The sequence below is a fragment of the Haloterrigena salina JCM 13891 genome, assembly GCF_000337495.1.
Lineage (GTDB): Archaea > Halobacteriota > Halobacteria > Halobacteriales > Natrialbaceae > Haloterrigena > Haloterrigena salina.
This window is the reverse complement of the sequence record NZ_AOIS01000018.1, coordinates 85959-103851: the sequence shown is the minus strand read 5'-3', so window position 1 is coordinate 103851 and position 17893 is coordinate 85959. Positions and strand designations below refer to the sequence as shown.

Below are 17893 nucleotides of genomic sequence, written 5' to 3'. Positions count from 1 at the left end.
GTCGATCAGTCGTCGATTTCGATCGCCGGGCGGCCGGGTTCGGCGTTCGCGAGCGCGCCCTCGTCGGCTTCGTCGGCGCCGACGACGGTCACCGGCGCCTCGAACTCGCGTTCGATCAGCCAGGCGGCGGACTCGAGGGCTGCGTACTCCGCCTCGGGCGAGAGGGTCATCGACAGCGCCTCGCGTTCGGCCTGCAGGTCCTGGCCGTAGTCGGCCGCGGCGTCGCCCTGTTCGCGGATGTGGCTCTCCTGCATGAGTTCGCCGATCAGGTTGTCGGCGTCGCTCTCGATCGCGATCTCGAGGGCGTCGTACTTCCAGTCGGGCGCGACGACGACGTCGATCGCGTTCGGGTCCTCGATGCCGGCGACCTCGACGATGTCGCGGATGTCCTCGCGGGTGTTCTCGACCAGTCGGCGGCGCTTCGTGACGTGGTCGCGGTCGACCTCGGCGGTCGGCCACGCGGCGTCGGCGACGAGGCCGTCGTTGCCCAGTTCGTCCCACAGCTCCTCCGCGAGGTGGGGCGCGACCGGCGCGAGCAGGCGGACGACCGCCGACAGCCCGCGCTCGTAGGTCTCGGCGTGGGGTTCCGCGTAGTCTCTGTATTGGCGCAGCGTTCGGACCAGATCCTGCGTCTCGCGCAGCGCCTTGTTGAACGTCAGGTCGTCGTACTCGTCGGTCGCCAGCGCGATCGTGGCCTCGATCTCGCCGTCGACGTAACTCGCGACGGCGTCATCGTCGCCCGCGGGCTCGTCGGAAACGTAGTCCTCCACCATCCCCTTCAGCCGCGCGAGGAACGCGTTGGTCGACCGGACGCCCTCTTCGCTCCAGTCGAAGTCGCGCTCGGGCTGGGCGGCCTGCATCATGAACAGCCGCGCCGTGTCGGCGCCGTACTCCTCGACGATCCGCTGGGGCGAGACGACGTTGCCCTTGGACTTGGACATCTTCTCGCCCTCGAGTTGCACCATCCCCTGGGCCAGCAGGTTCGTGAAGGGCTCGCGGTGCTCGAGCCCTTCGTGGTCGGCCAGCACCTTCGTGAAGAACCGCGAGTACAGCAGGTGCATCACGGCGTGTTCGATGCCGCCGACGTACTGGTCGACGGGCATCCAGTCGTTGGCCCGCTCTAAGTCGAACGGGGCGTCCTCGAGGCCGGGCGAGACGTACCGCAGGAAGTACCACGAGGAGTCGACGAAGGTGTCCATCGTGTCGGTCTCCCGTTCGGCCGGGCCGCCACACTCGGGACAGGTCGTCTGCTTCCACTCCTCGGCGGCGTCCAGCGGGTTGCCGGTGGTGTTGATGAACTCCGGCAGTTCGACCGGCAGGTCCTCCTCGGGGACCGTGACCGGACCGCACTCCTCGCAGTGGATCACCGGGATCGGCGTTCCCCAGTAGCGCTGGCGGGAGATCCCCCAGTCGCGCAGCTGGTACTGCGTCGCTTCCTCGGCGCTGTCGATGTCCTCGGTCAGGCGCTCTCGAGCCGTCTCGCTGTCGAGACCCGAGTAGTCGCCGGAGTTGATCAGCACGCCGTCCTCGGTGTAGGCCGCCTCCTCGACGTCGGGAGCTTCGGGGGCCTCGCCCGCTTCGGGTTCGGGGGCGATGACGGGGACGATGTCCAGTCCCTTCTTCTCCGCGAAGATGTGGTCGCGCTCGTCGTGGCCCGGAACGGCCATCAGCGCGCCCGTCCCGACGTCCGAGAGGACGAAGTCGGCGACGTAGACCGGAATCTCGTCGCCGGTGGCGGGGTTCGTGGCTGTGAGGCCGGTCGCGACGCCGTTCGGCTCGTCGCCGTCGGGGTCGGCCTCCTCCTCGACGAAGCGGCGGACGTCCTCGTCCTCCTCGGCGAGTGCCTCGCTGATCGGGTGGTCGGGCGCCAGCGCGAAGAACGTCGCCCCGTGGATGGTGTCGAGGCGGGTCGTAAAGGCCGTGACGGGACCGTACTCCCGCGGCTCGCTTCCCTCGCCGCGTCCGTCCGAGGCGCGTGGCGCCTCGCTGACCTCGAAATCGACCTCTGCTCCGTACTGGCGGCCGATCCAGTTGCGCTGCATCTGGCGCACCGAGTTGGGCCACCCCTCTAAGTCGTCGATCGCCTCCAACAACTCGTCCGCGTACTCGGTGATCTTCAGGAACCACTGCTCGAGTTCGCGCTGCTCGACGGGGGTGTCACAGCGCCAGCAGAGTTCGGCCTCGCCCTCGACCTGCTCGTCGGCGAGGACGGTCTCGCAGTGGGGACACCAGTTGACCTCGGCGTCGCGGCGCTCGACTAAGCCCTCCTCGTGGAACCGCTCGAAGAGCCACTGGTTCCACTGGTAGTACTCCGGCGTGCAGGTGGCGATCTCGCGGTCCCAGTCGTAGCCGAAGCCCATCGACTCCATCTGCTCGGTCATCGTCTCGATGCAGTCGAAGGTCCAGTCTCGCGGGTTGGTGTCGCGCTCCTTGGCCGCGTTCTCCGCGGGGAGGCCGAAGGCGTCCCAGCCCATCGGGTGGAGCACGTCGTCGCCCTGCATCCGTCGGAACCGGGCGTACGCGTCCGTGATCGTGTAGTTTCGGACGTGGCCCATGTGGAGTTTGCCCGACGGGTACGGATACATGCCCAGCACGTACGTCGGATCCTCGACGTCGTCGGGCGTCCGATAGGCGTCTTCCTCGTCCCACGCCTCCTGCCAGCGCCGTTCGACCGTTGCGTGGTCGTATCCCGCGTCGCTCATTTGCTTATATAGCTATAGGCGGGGACGGCGCCCTATACCTTTCCATACACTAGCCCGCGCCCGACGACCGCCGCGCGACCGACGTGACCGATTCCGAGGAAGCCGCCGAGCGGGCCGTCCGCCTCGAGGGTGCGGACTCGAGAGATCGAGACCGGTCCTAGAGAACGGCGAGTATCGCGACGAACACACCGAGCCCGAAGAACACGCCGCTGACCGCCTTTCGCATGCGGACCTCCGAGCGCAGTTGGTCCTCCTGACTCTGGAGATCACCGGCCGCGATCGACAGGGGCGTCTCGTCCGACCCGCGGATCACGTACCCGTCTGCCGTCTCGGTCAGATCGCCGCGGACGATCAGTTCGTCGCCGTCACGGAGGACCGTGGCCTGGTACTTGTCGGGCATAGTGGTCTTCCCGCCGGCGCTGATCGAGACCTCTACATCGCTTATGATACCGCCCTCGTCCGCGAACCCGTGGCGTTCGAGGAATCTGTTGATCGGATCGAGCTCGCCGAGATAGACGTCCGTTTCCGGCTCGTCGAGGAACAACTGCGACGAGTCGAACGGGTCGTCCACCTCGGCCGCAAGCGTCTCGGCGTCGACGCGAACGCGGTCCCAGCTGTGGTCGACAGTGAACTCCCCGACCGCGAGTTCCCCCTCGACGGTCTCCCATCCGTTGGTGCTCTCTCCCCCCTCCTTTCGGCGGTGCCGCCAGGCCCAAAGGGCGGCCGAGTCGGTCCCGTTCGACTCGGGACCGGTTCGTTCCGGCGACGCCGGTTCGACGACGGAGACCGGGCCGCTGATCGTCTCCTCGCCGCCCGGCTCGAGATGACCCTCATCCGTCGATTCGAGTTCGTCGATCGTCGTCTGCCGACCGCGCAGCCTCCGAGCGCTGGAGAGCGCCATCCACCCGAACAGCATGAACCCTGCTGCGACAGCGAGGACGAATAGCCGGACCATACCCACATATATGTAATAGAGATATAATAATCGTCTGGAAACGTACGGTGTGGACCAATGCGGTCGGTCGACGAAAGTCGCCATCGCTCGTCGCACTCGTCGGATTACGCTCGGTCGGCAAGTCTCGGTCGACCGATTCGCCGGCTGTCAGCGAGCGGCCACACTACGGCGGGGCTCGAACAGGCGCCTCGCCGATTACTCGATATCGATCCGCTTCGAGTCGTCGGTTCCCGAGACCTTCGGGAGCCGGACGGTCAACACGCCGTCCTCGAAGCCGGCCGAGACGGACTCCTCCTCGACCGGGTCGGGAAGGCGGATCCGGCGGTTGGCCGACGTGCGCGTCCGTTCGCGACGGAGGTAGCGACCCTCGGCGTACTTCGACTCGTCCTCGCGGTTGGCCTCGAGGCGCAGGGTCCCCTCCGAGAGGGTCAGTTCGATGTCGTCGGTTTCGTAGCCGGGAAGATCGGCCGTGACGAGGTACTCCTCGCCGGCGTCGACGACGTCGACCGGGACCGAGCCCGGGACCTGCAGTCCGCCGGCGCCCATACCCTCCTCGACCTGCCGGCTGACGCGGTCGAGCAACTCCTCGATATCGTCGAACGGGTTTCGTCGCATACGCACAGCTAGGGGCTCGAGCGAGATAAATTCTGCCCGCGATTCGAGGTCAAAAGATCCTATTCGGGTAACGTCACCAGCCCGGCGTCGAGCGCGTCGAACAACACTTCGCGCGCGTGGCCGTCGGGGTCGACGTTCTCGTAGACCGCCTTCACCTCGCCGTCGGCGAGGAAAAAGGTCGTCCGCGCGGTGACACCGCTGTCCCGCCGGTCGACGTCGAACGCCTCAGCGATCTCGCCGTCGGGGTCGGCCAGCAGGTCGAACTCGAGGCCCTCCGACTCGCAGAACGAGGCGTGGGAGTCGACGTCGTCGACCGAGACGCCGTAGACGTCCACGCCGGCCTCTCGGTAACTCTCGCGTTCGCGCTGGAACTGGTTCGCTTCGATCGTACAGCCGGGCGTGTCGTCCTTCGGGTAGAAGTACAGCACCGTCGGCTCCTCGAACTCGAGGGAGACCGGCTCGCCGTCCTGGATCGGTGCGGTCACGGTCGGCGCGTCGTCGCCGTCGTCGAGCGTCATGTGCGGGGCTACCGCGGGGACGCGGAAAACCGTTTGCGGTGCCGGGCCTGCCGTCGCGCGATCCGCAGTCGGCGGCCGCGTCGCGTTCAGGTGAAAGCCCCGCGCTGAATAGCCAGCCGGCTGTCTCTCTTCGTGCTATGTCAGTCGGCGAACTCGGTCCGAAGAACGTCGTAACGGCCGGTCCGGACACCGAACTCGAAACGGTCGCACAGCGGCTCGCGTCGAACAACGTCGGCGCCGCGGTCGTCACCGAGGGCGAGGAACCGGTCGGGATCGTCACCGACCGCGACATCGCCCTCGAGGTGGCTCAAAGCGACGACGTCGCCGCGACGCCGGCGGAGGACGTGATGACGGCGGGGCTGACGACGCTGCGGGAAGACGCGGACGCGATCGAAATCTCGCGGGCGATTAAGGAGGAGAACGCGCGCCGCTTCCCGGTCGTCGACGAGAACGGCGAACTGACCGGCATCGTCACGCTCGACGACCTCGTCGCGACCATCGGCGAGCAACTGGACAACGTCGCCGACACGATCGAGGCCCAGTCGCCGGCGTACAGTCCGTAATCACCGTCCGGCGTCGGTCACCTCGAGCGGCTCGTCGACGCTCACGCGGTCGTGGACGGTGATGATCCGTTCCCCGCGTTCGGTGAGCGTCACGACCTTCCGGTCTCGGTCGTAGCTAACCGCCTCGCGATCAGCCAACCGCGGGACGTGCGAGTGGTGCAAGGAGAGATAGATCCGCTCGATCTCCTCGTCCGAGACGTCGGGGGCTGGCTTTTCGTTGCACGCTCGCGCCACGTCCGCCGCCGCGTCGGCCAGCGAGACGGGCGCGTCGTGTCGGTCGAGACACTCGAGCAACGCGCGACGATAGACGTGGCTCAACAGGCGGAACGCGATGTCTTGCGAGATTGTCTCATTGGTCATTGAGGAGACTAGCCGACCCGGCCGGAAGAGCGACGAACCTGCCGAGCGCAACACTTTAAAAGGTGTCAGTCATCTATGACGACTCGGACTCCCGCTCCGCCGGCAGCGTCGCGAAGACGAGGTTCTCGGTCCCCCGTCGGAGGAGTTCCGAGATCGCCTGGTGAGTGATGCCGAGATCGTCCGCGAGTTCGGCCGTCGTCGTCTCCCGCGGGACGCGGTAGTAGCCGCGCTCCGCGGCGGCCACGAGCGCGTCCCGTTGGGCCGCGGTGAGGTCCTGCAACTCGTGGTCCGAGCGGGTCATTTCGGTCAGGCTCAGGAGCCGAAAGGAGTAGTCCCGGTCCGCGAACTGCTCCCGGAATGCGTCGAACTGCTCGCGGTCGGCGAAACGGAAGTCGACCCGCCACTCGCCCCCCGAGAGCCGGGCCTCGAGCAGCGACCCCTCCTTGTCGATATACGAATCGATCCGCCGAATCACGTCCTCGGCCCACTCGACGTGGTAGAACGCCGCCTCGTCGAACCGCACGCTCGCGACGACCTCGTCGATCGACGGATCCGACTCCAACGCGTTCTCGACGGCGTCGAACTCCCCGTCGGCGATCCAGAGACACGGCATGATCCACTCCGTGCTGTGCGCGGCGATCCGCTCGGCCTCGACCTCGATCCCGGGAACGGCGCTCGACGCGTACTCGAGCGCCAGCGCTTCCGCCGGAATGGCGATGGATGCGCGTAACATACGGAACGGAGGGGTTCCAGCGAGAAAAAGCCGCGAGGGGGGTCGACTCGAGCGGGCGAACCGGCGGCGGCGCACGATGAACGTATTCAGCAACACCTAACCGCGTTCTCTCGAGTGAACACGCCGTGAACTACACCGTCCTCCGGGTCTGGGGAATCCCGATCCGCGTGAACGTCTCGCTGCTCGTCTTCGTTCCGGTGCTCGTCTGGCTCATCGGCAGTGGCGAACAGCTCGCCGCGTACGAGGTCGTCATCAACGCCGCGACGCCGGCGACGGTCGACGCGGCGAGTCTCTCCGCCGCCGACCGCTGGCTCGTCGCCACCCTCGCGGCCGTCGGACTGTTCGCGAGCGTCACCGTCCACGAACTGGGCCACGCGTGGGTCGCGATGCGCTACGATATCGAAGTCGAGTCGATCACGCTCTGGATCCTCGGCGGGCTGGCGAGCCTCGCCGAGATGCCACGGGAGTGGAACCGCGAGTTCTGGATCGCCGTCGCCGGCCCCGTCGCGAGCCTCATCGTCGGGGCCGCCTGCATCGGCGCGCTCTTCGTCGTCCCCGAGTCGGCGACGGTCGCCGTCTTCGCGCTCGGGCTACTCGGTGTCATGAACGTCTCGCTAGTGGCGTTCAACATGCTCCCCGCGTTTCCGATGGACGGCGGGCGGGTGTTGCGAGCCGTGCTCGCGCGCAACCGGTCGTACGTCAGCGCCACTCGGACGGCCGCCCGCGCCGGAACGCTGTTCGCGATCCTGTTCATCTTCCTGGGCGTCGTCGTGACGTTCAGCCCGGTCCTCGTGCTGGTCGCGCTCTTCATCTACATCGGTGCGACCAGCGAATCCCGCGCGGTCGTTCTCGGTGACCTCCTCTCGGGTCTGACCGTGACGGACCTCCTCTCGCCCCGGGAGCCGGTCCAGATCGGCGCGACCGTCGAAACCGTGTTCGCCCGCTTGCTCGCCGCGCGGCGAACGGACCTCCCCGTCGTCGACGAGAGCGGCGCGATCGTCGGCGCGATCACCGCGGCCGCGCTGCGCGACGTCGGGCCGGCGGAGTACGAGACGACGACCGTCGGCGACGTCGCGACGACGGACCTCCCGCGCATCGACGCCGAGACGAGCGCGTTCGACGCGCTCCAGACGTTACAGCGGAGCCGGGCCGACGTCGGGTTCGTCGTACGCGACGGCGAGCCCGTCGGACTGGTCTCGCGGGCCGACTTCGCCGCGGCGCTCGAGCTCCGGCACGAGACGACGGCGTTCTAACGATTCGAGGGTGTCCGGTAGCGAACGCCGATAGTAAAACGGAATCTCGACGGCGGGCGACTACTCGACGACGTGTTCGGTGTCGTACGAGCCCAGTCGACGGACCCAGCCGTTGTCGGCCAGTTCCTCGAGTTCCTCGATCGCCTCCTTCGTCCGGGCCTCGTAGAGGCCGGCCTCGAAGTCGGCGTGGAACACGTAGTCGCCGAGTCGCTGCCCGCTGGGGCGGGACTCGACCCGCGTGAGGTTGATGTCGCGATCGGCGAAGGGCTCGAGGAGTTCGAGCAGGAGCCCGGGGTAGTTCGCATTGGGGTAGACGACGAGCGAGCTCTTGCCGCCGCCCTTCGAGCGCTCCTCGGCGGGCGCCAGCGCGAAGAAGCGAGTCGCGTTCGAGTCCTGGTCCTGGATGTCCTCGGCGAGCACCTCGAGGGTCGGTTCGTCGTCGGCATTGGCCGGATGCCCGATACCCGCGATCGAGGGATCATCGCGGGCGAACTCGACGCCCTGGGCGGTGCTGGCGACCGCCTCGAGGGTGGCGTCGGGGTACTCTCGCTCGAGGTAGGTGCGACACTGCGCCAGCGCCTGGGAGTGGCTGGCGATCGTGTCGAACTCCGGTCCCTGGGCGAGGAGGGCGTGGCGGATCGGGGTGACGATCTCGCGGACGACGGCGACGTCGTACTCCGCGAGGGCGTCCAGGCTCTCCGTGACCGAGCCCTCGATGCTGTTCTCGATCGGGATCACGCCGCGATCGTACTCGCCGCCGGCGACGGCGTCGACGATGGCCGTCACCGACTGCCGGAAGTCGATCTCGTCGCCGTCCGCGATCGCCGTCGCCGCCCGGTGCGAGTAGGTTCCTTCGGGACCCAGCGTAACTGCGACCATCGGCTGGTGATAGCGGGGACGGGATCAAAAGGTCTCGGGTCCGTCTCGAGCGCTGTCGGTCGGTTCCCCCTGGTTCGGTCAGCGATCGCCCCGCACCGGATCGCACTCAGGCCGGCACCGTGACGATGTCGTCCTCGTACTCGGCGATCGCGTCCAGCACGGCCTCGCGGTCGTCGGCGTCGACGTCGAACTCCTCGAGCGTCGCGTCGAGGTGTCCGACGATGACGTCGAAGTCGGGTTTCGTAATCCCGAGGTCGTCGTGTGCGGCCTCCATGTCCGCGCCCGAGTAGTCGACGGGGCCGCCCGCAACCGCGCTGATGAACTGGGTCTGGTGGGCCCGCTGTTTCTGCATGTCGACGTCCTCGAAGTAGTGGGCGACCTGCTCGTCTTCGACTACGCGTTCGTAGAACTGGTCGACGACTGCACCGATCGCGTCCTGTCCGCCGAGTCGTTCGTACAGAGTTTCGCTCATCCACCCGGCCCTACGAATGGCGGAGGGTTAAGTACTCTCTCGAATATGTTCGCGCGAAAATTCATGTTACTTGGTCACAAACACCATATGTTTTGTGAGCTGAATGACCGCAACGACCGCCGCCCGACAAGCGTGCGCTTTTCATACCCCAGGCGCCGACTGTTCTCCCATGAGAACGCGCGGGACGCTGCGACTGGCGACTCGGGGATCCACACTCGCCCGGCGACAGGCCTCACTGGTCGAAGAGGCCTTAGAGGACCGGCGCTACGAGGTGGAACTGGTCACCGTCGAGACGACGGGCGACCAGATCAGGGACGAACTGATTCATCGGCTGGGGAAGACGGGCGCGTTCGTCCGCGAACTCGACGAGCGCGTCCTCGAGGGCGACCTCGATGGCGCCGTCCACTCGATGAAGGACATGCCGACCGAACAGCCACTAGAGCTCGTCACGGCGGCGGTGCCAGAGCGCGGGCCGCCGGGTGACGTCCTCATCACGCCCGACGGCTCGACCCTCGAGGAGCTTCCCGAGGGGGCGACCGTCGGCACCTCGAGCCTGCGCCGGCGAGCCCAGCTCCTCTCGGAGCGCCCGGACCTCGAGGTCGAGCCCCTGCGCGGGAACGTGGACACGCGCCTCGAGAAGCTGCTGGCGCCGTCGCTGCAGGAAGAACACCAAGGGCGCACGGAAGCCGAGAAGGAGCGCAAAGAGAACGCCGGCGACGACGACTACGAACCGGAGTACGACCGCACCGTCGAGGAGTGGTTCGACGACCTCTCGGAACTCGAGCGACAGGCGATGGAGCGCGAGGTCGAGACCGAGTACGACGCGATCGTCCTCGCGCAGTCGGGACTGGAGCGCAGCGGCCTCGCTCACTACGTCGACTATCAGGAACTCCCGACGGGGACGTTCGTTCCCGCGCCGGGACAGGGTGCGCTCGCGGTGACCGCACGCGACGGCGAGACGGCCCGCGACATCCAGTCGGCGATCGACTTCCCGCGGAGCCGCGTCGAGACGACCGTCGAACGGACGATCCTCGCCGAACTCGGCGGCGGCTGTATCGCGCCGGTCGGCATCTACGCGGTCGTCCAGGGTGAGTACGTCCACGCCACGGTCAACGTCTTCGACCGCGACGGCGAGGAGTCGGTCGAGGGGAGCCGCGACCTGCCGGTCGAGACCCACGCCGAGGCCGCCCGCGAGTTCGCCCGAGATCTCGCGGATCGCGGCGCGGCCGACCTGATCGAGGCCGCCCGCGAGGACACCGAGAGCGACGAAGGCGACGTTTCCGCGGAAGATAAGCCGGAGGGGAAGTGAGGGAACGTACGGAGATGTCAACGGACTCCATCAGCGCCGACCCGGGAACGGTCTACCTCGTCGGCAGCGGCCCCGGCGACCCTGATCTGCTGACCGTCAAGGCCAAGCGACTGCTCGAGGAGAGCGACGTCGTCCTCCACGACAAACTGCCGGGTCCGGAGATCATCGATCTCCTGCCCGAGGACCGCCGTGAGGACGTCGGGAAGCGCGCGAACGGCGACCGCACGCCCCAGTCGGAGATCAACGAGCGACTGGTCGAACTCGCCCGCGAGGACAAAACCGTCGTCCGCCTGAAGGGCGGCGACTCCTTCGTCTTCGGCCGCGGCGGCGAGGAAGCCGAGTACCTCGCGGCCCACGACGTTCCCTTCGAGGTCGTCCCCGCGGTCACCTCGGCCATCGCCGCGCCCGCGGTCGCCGGTATCCCGGTCACCCACCGCGACCACGCCTCCTCGGTGTCGTTCGTCACGGGCCACGAGGACCCGACCAAGGCGGAGTCGGCGGTCGACTGGGAGGCCCTCGCGGCGACCGGCGGCACCATCGTCGTCCTGATGGGCGTCGGCCGTCTGCCCGACTACACGAAGGCGCTGCTCGAGTCCGGGATGGCCCCCGAGACGCCCGTCGCGCTCGTCGAACGAGGCACCTGGCCCGACCAGCAGGTCGCGACGGGGACCCTCGAGACCATCGTCGACGCCCGCGACGAGGTCGGGATCGAACCCCCTGCAGTGACGGTGATCGGCGACATCGCCGGCATCCGGGCGTCGGTCGTCGACTTCCTACAGAACGACTACGGCGCCGTCGGCGCCGACGAGGAGGGGAGGGGCGACCGATGAGCGACACGCCCGACGCGCCGACCGTCGCCGTCTTCCGCCCCGACGACGAGCGCCTCGAGTCGGCCGCGGTCCTGCTCTCCGACCTCGACGCCGAGCCGGTTCCGGACCCGATGTTAGCCGTCGAGGCCACCGACGCGACGCCCCGAAGCGACGCCGACTACGTCGTCTTCACGAGCAAGACCGGCGCGGAACTCGTCTCTGAAGCGGGCTGGGAGCCCGGCGATCAGACCGTCTGTGCCATCGGCCCCGCGACGGCCGACGCACTGCGCGCCGAGGGGTACGCGGTCGACCTCGTCCCCGAGGAGTTCACCTCGAGCGGCCTCGTCGACGCGTTGGCGGATCGCGTCGCGGGCGCCCGCGTCGAGGTCGCCCGCAGCGACCACGGCAGCGCGGTCCTGCTCGACGGCCTCGAGGACGCGGGCGCGTACGTCCACGAGACGATCCTCTACCGACTGGTCCGTCCCGCGGAGAGCGGCGAGTCGGCCGCATTGGCCGCCGAGGGCGAACTCGACGCGGCCTGCTTCACGTCGTCGCTGACCGTCGACCACTTCCTCGAGGCCGCCGCCGAGCGCGGCGTTCGCGACGCGGCGATCAAAGGGCTCGCCGACGCCACCGTCGGCGTCATCGGCGAGCCGACGGCCGAGACCGCCGCCGAGCGCGGGATCGACGTCGACGTCGTGCCCGAGGAGGCCACGTTCGACGCGCTCGCGCGGGAGACGGTCGCGGCCGTTCGGCCCGATCGCGAGTAACGCCTCGCGACCCGACTCCGTCCGGGACATTTCGAGCGCAAAAACCGCGTGCAGGGCCGTCACAACCCGCGTTAGCAAGGGTAACCAATACTCGTATTGGACCCTATGTCTCGAGTACTGTGTCCGTACAAACGTCCCTCGGAAAACGGCTCGACCCGCCGGACTCGGTCGGCATACGCTTCGCGTTTCTCACCCTCTGGGGGATCGACGCGGTCGCCGCGACCCTGTTCTTTCTCGTCCCGTACGCGAGCGAGCTCAACCCCGTGACCGTCTTCTTCTACCACCTGTTCGGACTCCCCGGAGTCCTGCTCGCCGCGGCGTGCTACGCCGCGGTCGTGATGCTGATCGGGCACGTCCTCTCGGACCCGATGGACGTTCGGTTCGTCGCCATCATCGTCGGACTGTACGTCCTGTTCGCGGCGAACAACCTGCTCTTGCTCGTGTATCGCGAACCGCTGCCGGAGCTCCTCGGACTGTGGTGAGACGCCGACGGTGACGTCGGCCGTCGGCCGCCGACCGATGACCGGAGGTTTATCCCGAATGCCGCCCCATCGTCTACCGATGTACCGATGACCGGTCCGGTTCCCGAACTCGCCGATCGCGCCGCCGCCTGCGCCGACCGCCTCCTCGAGGCCGATCGCGTCCTGCTGGCCTCCCACATCGACGCCGACGGACTCACCAGCGCCGCGATCGCCGCACAGGCCCTAGAGCGCGCGGCGATACCCTTCGAGACGGTCTTCGAGAAACAACTCGACGAGGACGCCATCGCCGACATCGCGGCGACCGACTACGACACCGTCCTCTTCACCGACTTCGGGAGCGGGCAGCTGGATATCATCGGCGAGCACGAGGACGCGGGCGCCTTTACGCCCGTCATCGCCGACCACCACCAGCCCGCCGACCGCGACACCGAGTTCCACCTGAACCCCCTGCTGTTCGGAATCGACGGCGCCTCCGAACTCTCCGGCGCCGGCGCGAGCTACGTGCTCGCGCGGGCGCTCGCGGACGCGGCGGATGTCGAGCCCGCCGCCGAAGCCGACGGAGGTGAGGCGAATGAAATGAGCCGATCAACGCCGGATCCCCGCTCTGATGGGGGCATCGTCACCGCCTCGGGTGCGACCAACGCCCGCGCCGACAACTGCGATCTGGCCGCCCTCGCGGTCGTCGGCGCCGTCGGCGACATGCAGGCCTCCGGCGGGGAGCTCCACGGCGCCAACGAGGCGATCGTCGAGGAGGGCGTCGAGGCCGGCGTCCTCGAGACCGGCAAGGATCTGGCGCTCTACGGGAAACAGACCCGGCCGCTGCCGAAACTGCTCGAGTACGCCACCGACGTCCACATCCCCGGCATCTCGAACGACGAGAACGGCGCGCTCCGGTTTCTGGACGGACTCGACCTCGAGTTGAAACGCGACGGCGAGTGGCGCCGCTGGTCGGGGCTGACCAACGACGAGAAGCAGACCGTCGCCAGCGCGCTCGTCAAGCGGGCCGTCTCGACGGGCGTCCCCGCGTCGAAGATCGACCAGCTCGTGAGTACGGCGTACGTCCTCCCCGAGGAACCGGTCGGCACCGAGCTCCGGGACGCGAGCGAGTTCTCGACGCTGCTGAACGCGACCGCCCGCTACGAGCGCGCCGACGTCGGCCTCGGGGTCTGTCTCGGGGATCGAACGGGCGCCTTGGAGCGCGCCCGGAAACTGCTGCGAAACCACCGGCGCAACCTCTCGGAGGGGATCGACCTCGTCACGCGCGAGGGCGTAACCCACGATGAGCACCTCCAGTGGTTCCACGCGGGCGACGAGATCCGCGAGACCATCGTCGGCATCGTCGCCGGAATGGCGATGGGCAACGAGGGAATCAGCCGCTCGAAGCCGATCCTCGCGTTCGCGGAGAAGACCGGGGAGGACGACGCCGCCGAGGACGACGCGGAAGTCAAGGTCTCCTCGCGGGGCACTCACAACCTCGTCCGACAGGGACTGGACCTCTCGGTCGTCATGGGCGAGGCCTCGCGGGCCGTCGGCGGCGACGGCGGCGGTCACGACGTCGCCGCGGGAGCGACGGTACCCGAAGGAAAAGAGGACGCGTTCATCGAGCGCGCCAACGAAATCGTCGGCGAGCAACTCTCCTGACGGACCTCGAGTAGCGGCCGACTCGAGTCGCGAGTAAATCAGGTCGAACGGTCCATCGAGGCCGGCACCGTCGGTACCAGCGGCGCCCGCGAGGTCAGCAGGTACGATACCTTCCGAGCCCCGCCCTTGGCGTACTGGACCGAACTCTTGTGAATCGGCGTCCGCTTGCCGCGGATCTGAGTCCGGCCCTCGAGGATGGCCGCGACGAGTTCGTCGCCGTCGATATCGGCCCCGGTGGCGGCGTTCGCGTCGGGCGAGACGAGAATCTCGGTGTAAGCCTTGCCGACGTTGGGCAGGTAGTGGGCGTCGCTGGCGCCGATTTGGGGATAGCCGTGGCGACGGGCGAACGTCCGCGCTCGGCGGTTGCGGTAGCCGGTAAAGACCATCGAGTTGTAGGTCTCGATCGCGTCGGCGTCCTCGAGGTGACGTTTGCGGACGCCGTGGCGGCTGCGCTGGAACGGGTGGGGAACGATCGCGATCCCGCCGCGGGCGCGGACGGCCGCGACGGTCTCGGCAAACGACTGGCCGGGTTCGGGCCGTTCCTCGACGCCGATCGCCAGCAGGTGGCCGTGGCGCGTCGACACCTCGACGCCGGGGATGCCGATCAGGCCGTACTCCGGCGCGAGTTCGGCCGCGCGGAGGGACTCACCGATCTCGTCGTGGTCGGTGATGACGACCCCGTCGAGTCCGATGTCGGCCGCCTGTTCGAGGATGAGTTCGATCGGTTCGTGCCCGTCGTAGGAGTCGTCGGAGTGAACGTGAAAATCGATCGCGAGCGGAATCTGAGTCGTCATAGCGGGATCAGGGCGGGGAACGCTACGCCCAGTACTTCGCTGGTCCGCATAAACGCTGTGTTGCCGCTCGAGAGGAGAGCGAGGGCCGGTTTCAATATAGCATTATCAGATTTATCGTGGCGAGAGCCATCCCGCGACGGGCCGAACGACGACCTGCAGACGAAGCGGCGAAGTAGAGCGATACGACGGATATCAGGGATTAGACCCGGTGATGGCGGGCAATCACTCGTTTCCGGCAGTTCGGCGGACGGATCGACGCGTCTCGAGAGATTTAGGCCACCCTAAAATTCGGTGGACTTATGTTGGTTTAGGTAGGCCTAAAGAACGAACGGCGGTCCCCGCTACCGCGATTCGGCGCAACGAGGCGATTCCGCCCCGAACGGGGCCGTGGCGCCGCACGACCGCCCTGCGATCCGCCGAGTGACTGGAGGAAAACCATGGTCGGAACGACACTCAGAGAGATTCGCCACGAGATCGAACGGTTGGCCAGCGACGACGGCGACTACTACGTCGTCTGCGCTCGCTCCGGCGAGCGACCCGTTCCCGTCGCCGGCCAGCGGTTCGCGACCCGTACGGCCGCGGCCGACGCGGCTCGAGCGACCGAACAGTACCGGGCGGCGCTCAGACGGTACGATCCGCAGTTGCCCTACTACGACCCTATCGTCCGGCAAGAGCAGCCGCTGCACGTCGGCGACGGGCCCGACGACCCCGACGGGGGCACGGACCCCGTCCCCCAGCAGCCCGTCGATCACGGCGGCGAGGCCGACGATCCGCTGATCAGTTTCTGTCACGACGTCTCCGGCGCCGTGTTCGAGGCCCTCTCGGGGAGCGAGCACGACGAGGCCGAGACGGCGATCATGGAGACCTATCTGGCCGCCGCCGAAGCCACGACCGACCGGAACACGCTCTGCCTGGTGTTGCTCGAGGCGATGGCGGCCGAACTCGAGGCGCACTTGACTGTCGACGAACGGACGCGACTGCTGCGGGACGCGGCGGCGAATCTCCCGTCAGTCGCGGCGGCGGCCGACCCCGTCGAGGCGAGTCTGACGTATCTCGACTCGCTGTCGCTAGTGCGAGCGTACGACGTCGTACGCGAGCCGCGGCCGGAGATCGACGCCTGGAGCGTCTCCCTGCGCGGGTACGCCATCGACTGCGACGGCCGGCGGTTTCCGACGCTGCCGATCGGGATCGACATCCTGCGCCGGACGTCAGAGGCGACCGCGGCGCTGGGCGTGACCGACGTGACCGCGCTGGGCGAGGGCGACTGGGAACTCGTCGTGACCAGCGACGTCGAGGCCGCGGGCGGCCTCGTCTGTCTCACGGAGGACGAGCCATGACGGACTTGACGGTCGTCCACCGGGCGGTGGCGTGTCTCGAGGGCGAACGGGACGACGTCGCCGACCGCGCGTCGGCCCTCGAGACGTTCGCGCGGGAGGTTCGAGACGTGCCGACGGCGTCAGGACCCGCGCAGGCGGCCGGTACCGTGCCGGCGACGCCGAAGGCGATGGCGACGGCGGTCGGATCGGCGACCGCGACTCCGCAGCCGTCCGACGACCGCTGTGAGACCGTCAAGGAGGCGTTCGTCGAGACCGTCGAACCGCACACGATCGCGGCCGACGACGACTCGCTCGTCGAGACGATGGCGGCCGAACTCTCGGAGGAGATCGCGGTCTCGCTGGCCGCCGACGCCGACTGGACGCCGGCGCTCAAACGAGCCGTTCTCGAGGAAGTCGAGACCCAGCACCGGAAGACGGTGCTGCTCGAGGAAACGCTGCAGCGCGAGCGACGGACGCTCGAGGAGGCGATCGACGAAATCGACGAGATCGTGGGGTGGCTTCGAGCGACGGCTGACGAATCGCTGCTTCAGTGCGGGTTCGACGATCTGCGCGAGAAACACGACCGACTCGAGACCCATCGGGACCGCCTCGAGACGCTGACCGACGAGCGACAGCGGCAGTTCTCCGGGGAGACGAACCCCCGCGGGACCGCCGACTACCGAGAACTCGTCGCGGCGATCTACGCGGATCTCCCCGTCAAGTTCCCGCTGCTGTCGACCGCGGCGCGGCTGTACGGGATCTGCGGCGACTGCCAGCGGACGGTTCGCGCGCATCTATCGCGGCGCGCCTAGGCGACCGCTCGCCGAGCGCGGACTACGACGACGACTGCGAGAGGCTGTCCGGGACGAGATCCGGAAGGGGGACGCTCTCGAGGACGTCCCGAACCTCGAGGGGATTGTCGCCCGTCGAAACGGTGTCGTGGACGCGTTCCATACACGCGAGGGCGCCTTTGACGGCGGCTCGGCGGGTCGACACGCGGCCGATCACCTCGGTGATCGTCTGGTCGGTGAGGAAGTACCGGTACCGAAGCTCCCAGCACCGACAGAGGCCGAGTCCCGGATGCGAACGATCGGCGGCGGTGCGATCCGCGACGAGTTCGAGCGGGGGCTGGCTGTGACGGTATTCGAACCGGTCGTCACAGCAGTCGAGGGGTCCCCATCCCGGTGGTAATGCCTCGCATGGAATGGGGGGCTGATCGGGAGGCATGTCCCTCCCTGAACCGGGAACGGGAGTGTCGGTTCCGCTTGCGTACGCATTGTTCGTATACCGCCTCCCCTACTGTGTCATCTCGTTGTCACTCTCGAGCGGCCTCGAGACCGCGAGACGGCGGCGGCCGACCGATCGTCCGACTTTTGTCTCCGGTCGCCGTCCCTCCGGGTATGGCCGACTTCGACCCCGAACAATTCGAAGACAAGTACGCCAACTACTTTCCCGAACTCCAGCAGGCGTACAAGAACGCGTTCAACCGGATGAACGATCAGTACGACTCCGAGCTGGTCCACGCGATCGACCAGCAGGTGTTAAACGAGAGCGAACCCTTCTACGAGGGCGACGGCGAGTTCCGCGTCGAGCTCCCAGAGGACCCCTACGACCGACTCACGGGCGTGCTGGTCGAGCGGGACCGGTTCGAGGAGGTTCTCGAGCGTCACGTCGAGGAGATCGAGGCCGAACTGCAGCGAGTTTTCGGGTTCGCCTGATCGG

At 67.8% G+C, this 17893-nt stretch carries 20 protein-coding genes; 10 read left to right on the top strand and 10 right to left on the bottom strand.

Going from position 1 to position 17893, the window contains the following annotated elements:
• Nucleotides 1-5: 5 nt before the first annotated feature.
• The 4 genes from leuS to C477_RS05175 all read right to left on the bottom strand — a co-directional run bounded on the left by leuS (nt 6) and on the right by C477_RS05175 (nt 4790).
• Nucleotides 6-2702: a leucine--tRNA ligase gene (gene leuS / locus C477_RS05190; RefSeq protein ID WP_008893400.1), complete on the bottom strand. Its 2697-nt coding sequence runs from the start codon at nt 2700-2702 to the stop codon at nt 6-8.
• A gap of 157 nt (nt 2703-2859) precedes the next feature.
• Nucleotides 2860-3657, bottom strand: coding sequence for a hypothetical protein (locus C477_RS05185; protein ID WP_049914291.1), 798 nt, complete (start codon nt 3655-3657; stop codon nt 2860-2862).
• Nucleotides 3658-3852: 195 nt separating this feature from the next.
• On the bottom strand, nt 3853-4272 hold the full coding sequence (locus C477_RS05180; protein WP_008893398.1) for an Hsp20/alpha crystallin family protein: 420 nt from the start codon (nt 4270-4272) through the stop codon (nt 3853-3855).
• Between the two features lie 59 nt (nt 4273-4331).
• Nucleotides 4332-4790, bottom strand: coding sequence for a peroxiredoxin (locus C477_RS05175; protein WP_008893397.1), 459 nt, complete (start codon nt 4788-4790; stop codon nt 4332-4334).
• Between the two features lie 137 nt (nt 4791-4927).
• Between C477_RS05175 and C477_RS05170 the strand changes: the two genes are divergently transcribed.
• On the top strand, nt 4928-5353 hold the full coding sequence (locus C477_RS05170) for a CBS domain-containing protein (protein WP_008893396.1): 426 nt from the start codon (nt 4928-4930) through the stop codon (nt 5351-5353).
• Here the strand turns inward: C477_RS05170 and C477_RS05165 are convergent, their stop codons facing one another.
• A complete protein-coding gene (locus C477_RS05165; RefSeq protein ID WP_008893395.1) occupies nt 5354-5713 on the bottom strand; it encodes a DUF7344 domain-containing protein in 360 nt (119 codons plus the stop codon). It abuts the gene before it with no gap.
• Nucleotides 5714-5786: 73 nt separating this feature from the next.
• The gene (locus C477_RS05160; RefSeq protein ID WP_008893394.1) at nt 5787-6446 is read right to left on the bottom strand and encodes a helix-turn-helix domain-containing protein; all 660 of its coding nucleotides are present in this window, start codon (nt 6444-6446) and stop codon (nt 5787-5789) included.
• 125 nt (nt 6447-6571) lie between these two features.
• On the opposite strand from C477_RS05160, the gene C477_RS05155 reads away from it, so the two are divergent.
• A complete protein-coding gene (locus C477_RS05155) occupies nt 6572-7699 on the top strand; it encodes a site-2 protease family protein (RefSeq protein WP_008893393.1) in 1128 nt (375 codons plus the stop codon).
• Nucleotides 7700-7759: 60 nt separating this feature from the next.
• Here C477_RS05155 and pheA read toward each other — a convergent pair whose 3' ends face one another.
• A complete protein-coding gene (gene pheA, locus C477_RS05150) occupies nt 7760-8578 on the bottom strand; it encodes a prephenate dehydratase (protein ID WP_008893392.1) in 819 nt (272 codons plus the stop codon).
• Nucleotides 8579-8684: 106 nt separating this feature from the next.
• The gene (locus C477_RS05145) at nt 8685-9050 is read right to left on the bottom strand and encodes a group I truncated hemoglobin (RefSeq protein ID WP_008893391.1); all 366 of its coding nucleotides are present in this window, start codon (nt 9048-9050) and stop codon (nt 8685-8687) included.
• Between the two features lie 169 nt (nt 9051-9219).
• On the opposite strand from C477_RS05145, the gene hemC reads away from it, so the two are divergent.
• The 5 genes from hemC to C477_RS05120 all read left to right on the top strand — a co-directional run bounded on the left by hemC (nt 9220) and on the right by C477_RS05120 (nt 14061).
• Nucleotides 9220-10359 (top strand): hydroxymethylbilane synthase, encoded by a 1140-nt coding sequence (gene hemC / locus C477_RS05140; protein ID WP_008893390.1) that lies wholly within the window; start codon nt 9220-9222, stop codon nt 10357-10359.
• 14 nt (nt 10360-10373) lie between these two features.
• Entirely contained in the window at nt 10374-11189 is an 816-nt protein-coding gene (gene cobA / locus C477_RS05135) for a uroporphyrinogen-III C-methyltransferase (protein WP_008893389.1), read from the top strand.
• Nucleotides 11186-11938: a uroporphyrinogen-III synthase gene (locus C477_RS05130; protein ID WP_008893388.1), complete on the top strand. Its 753-nt coding sequence runs from the start codon at nt 11186-11188 to the stop codon at nt 11936-11938. The genes cobA and C477_RS05130 overlap by 4 nt, the downstream gene beginning before the upstream one ends.
• Nucleotides 11939-12057: 119 nt before the next feature.
• Nucleotides 12058-12420 (top strand): hypothetical protein, encoded by a 363-nt coding sequence (locus C477_RS05125; protein WP_008893387.1) that lies wholly within the window; start codon nt 12058-12060, stop codon nt 12418-12420.
• An 87-nt stretch (nt 12421-12507) separates the two neighbouring features.
• Nucleotides 12508-14061, top strand: a complete 1554-nt coding sequence (locus tag C477_RS05120; protein WP_008893386.1) for a DHH family phosphoesterase — start codon at nt 12508-12510, stop codon at nt 14059-14061.
• Nucleotides 14062-14099: 38 nt separating this feature from the next.
• Here C477_RS05120 and C477_RS05115 read toward each other — a convergent pair whose 3' ends face one another.
• Nucleotides 14100-14855 (bottom strand): PHP-associated domain-containing protein, encoded by a 756-nt coding sequence (locus tag C477_RS05115; protein WP_008893385.1) that lies wholly within the window; start codon nt 14853-14855, stop codon nt 14100-14102.
• 437 nt (nt 14856-15292) lie between these two features.
• On the opposite strand from C477_RS05115, the gene C477_RS05110 reads away from it, so the two are divergent.
• Together C477_RS05110 and C477_RS05105 are read left to right on the top strand one after the other, a co-directional pair.
• Nucleotides 15293-16192 (top strand): DUF7551 domain-containing protein, encoded by a 900-nt coding sequence (locus tag C477_RS05110; RefSeq protein WP_008893384.1) that lies wholly within the window; start codon nt 15293-15295, stop codon nt 16190-16192.
• Complete coding sequence (locus C477_RS05105) at nt 16189-16983, top strand: DUF7260 family protein (RefSeq protein ID WP_008893383.1); 795 nt, start codon at nt 16189-16191, stop codon at nt 16981-16983. Before C477_RS05110 ends, C477_RS05105 begins: the two co-directional genes overlap by 4 nt.
• Before the next feature lie 22 nt (nt 16984-17005).
• On the opposite strand, the gene C477_RS05100 is transcribed toward C477_RS05105, so the two are convergent.
• Entirely contained in the window at nt 17006-17398 is a 393-nt protein-coding gene (locus C477_RS05100; RefSeq protein ID WP_008893382.1) for a hypothetical protein, read from the bottom strand.
• Nucleotides 17399-17571: 173 nt separating this feature from the next.
• On the opposite strand from C477_RS05100, the gene C477_RS05095 reads away from it, so the two are divergent.
• Nucleotides 17572-17889, top strand: a complete 318-nt coding sequence (locus tag C477_RS05095) for a DUF5783 family protein (protein ID WP_008893381.1) — start codon at nt 17572-17574, stop codon at nt 17887-17889.
• Nucleotides 17890-17893 lie beyond the last annotated feature (4 nt).

Bases quoted from the DNA above. Each gene is read 5' to 3' on its own strand.
- C477_RS05110 (WP_008893384.1), top strand. From the start codon at position 15,293: ATGGTCGGAACGACACTCAGAGAGATTCGCCACGAGATCGAACGGTTG.
- leuS (WP_008893400.1), bottom strand. From the start codon at position 2,702: ATGAGCGACGCGGGATACGACCACGCAACGGTCGAACGGCGCTGGCAG.
- C477_RS05100 (WP_008893382.1), bottom strand. From the start codon at position 17,398: ATGCCTCCCGATCAGCCCCCCATTCCATGCGAGGCATTACCACCGGGA.
- C477_RS05185 (WP_049914291.1), bottom strand. From the start codon at position 3,657: ATGGTCCGGCTATTCGTCCTCGCTGTCGCAGCAGGGTTCATGCTGTTC.
- C477_RS05115 (WP_008893385.1), bottom strand. From the start codon at position 14,855: ATGACGACTCAGATTCCGCTCGCGATCGATTTTCACGTTCACTCCGAC.
- C477_RS05180 (WP_008893398.1), bottom strand. From the start codon at position 4,272: ATGCGACGAAACCCGTTCGACGATATCGAGGAGTTGCTCGACCGCGTC.
- C477_RS05170 (WP_008893396.1), top strand. From the start codon at position 4,928: ATGTCAGTCGGCGAACTCGGTCCGAAGAACGTCGTAACGGCCGGTCCG.
- C477_RS05095 (WP_008893381.1), top strand. From the start codon at position 17,572: ATGGCCGACTTCGACCCCGAACAATTCGAAGACAAGTACGCCAACTAC.
- C477_RS05160 (WP_008893394.1), bottom strand. From the start codon at position 6,446: ATGTTACGCGCATCCATCGCCATTCCGGCGGAAGCGCTGGCGCTCGAG.
- C477_RS05165 (WP_008893395.1), bottom strand. From the start codon at position 5,713: ATGACCAATGAGACAATCTCGCAAGACATCGCGTTCCGCCTGTTGAGC.
- C477_RS05120 (WP_008893386.1), top strand. From the start codon at position 12,508: ATGACCGGTCCGGTTCCCGAACTCGCCGATCGCGCCGCCGCCTGCGCC.
- C477_RS05105 (WP_008893383.1), top strand. From the start codon at position 16,189: ATGACGGACTTGACGGTCGTCCACCGGGCGGTGGCGTGTCTCGAGGGC.
- C477_RS05145 (WP_008893391.1), bottom strand. From the start codon at position 9,050: ATGAGCGAAACTCTGTACGAACGACTCGGCGGACAGGACGCGATCGGT.
- C477_RS05130 (WP_008893388.1), top strand. From the start codon at position 11,186: ATGAGCGACACGCCCGACGCGCCGACCGTCGCCGTCTTCCGCCCCGAC.
- C477_RS05175 (WP_008893397.1), bottom strand. From the start codon at position 4,790: ATGACGCTCGACGACGGCGACGACGCGCCGACCGTGACCGCACCGATC.
- hemC (WP_008893390.1), top strand. From the start codon at position 9,220: ATGAGAACGCGCGGGACGCTGCGACTGGCGACTCGGGGATCCACACTC.
- cobA (WP_008893389.1), top strand. From the start codon at position 10,374: ATGTCAACGGACTCCATCAGCGCCGACCCGGGAACGGTCTACCTCGTC.
- pheA (WP_008893392.1), bottom strand. From the start codon at position 8,578: ATGGTCGCAGTTACGCTGGGTCCCGAAGGAACCTACTCGCACCGGGCG.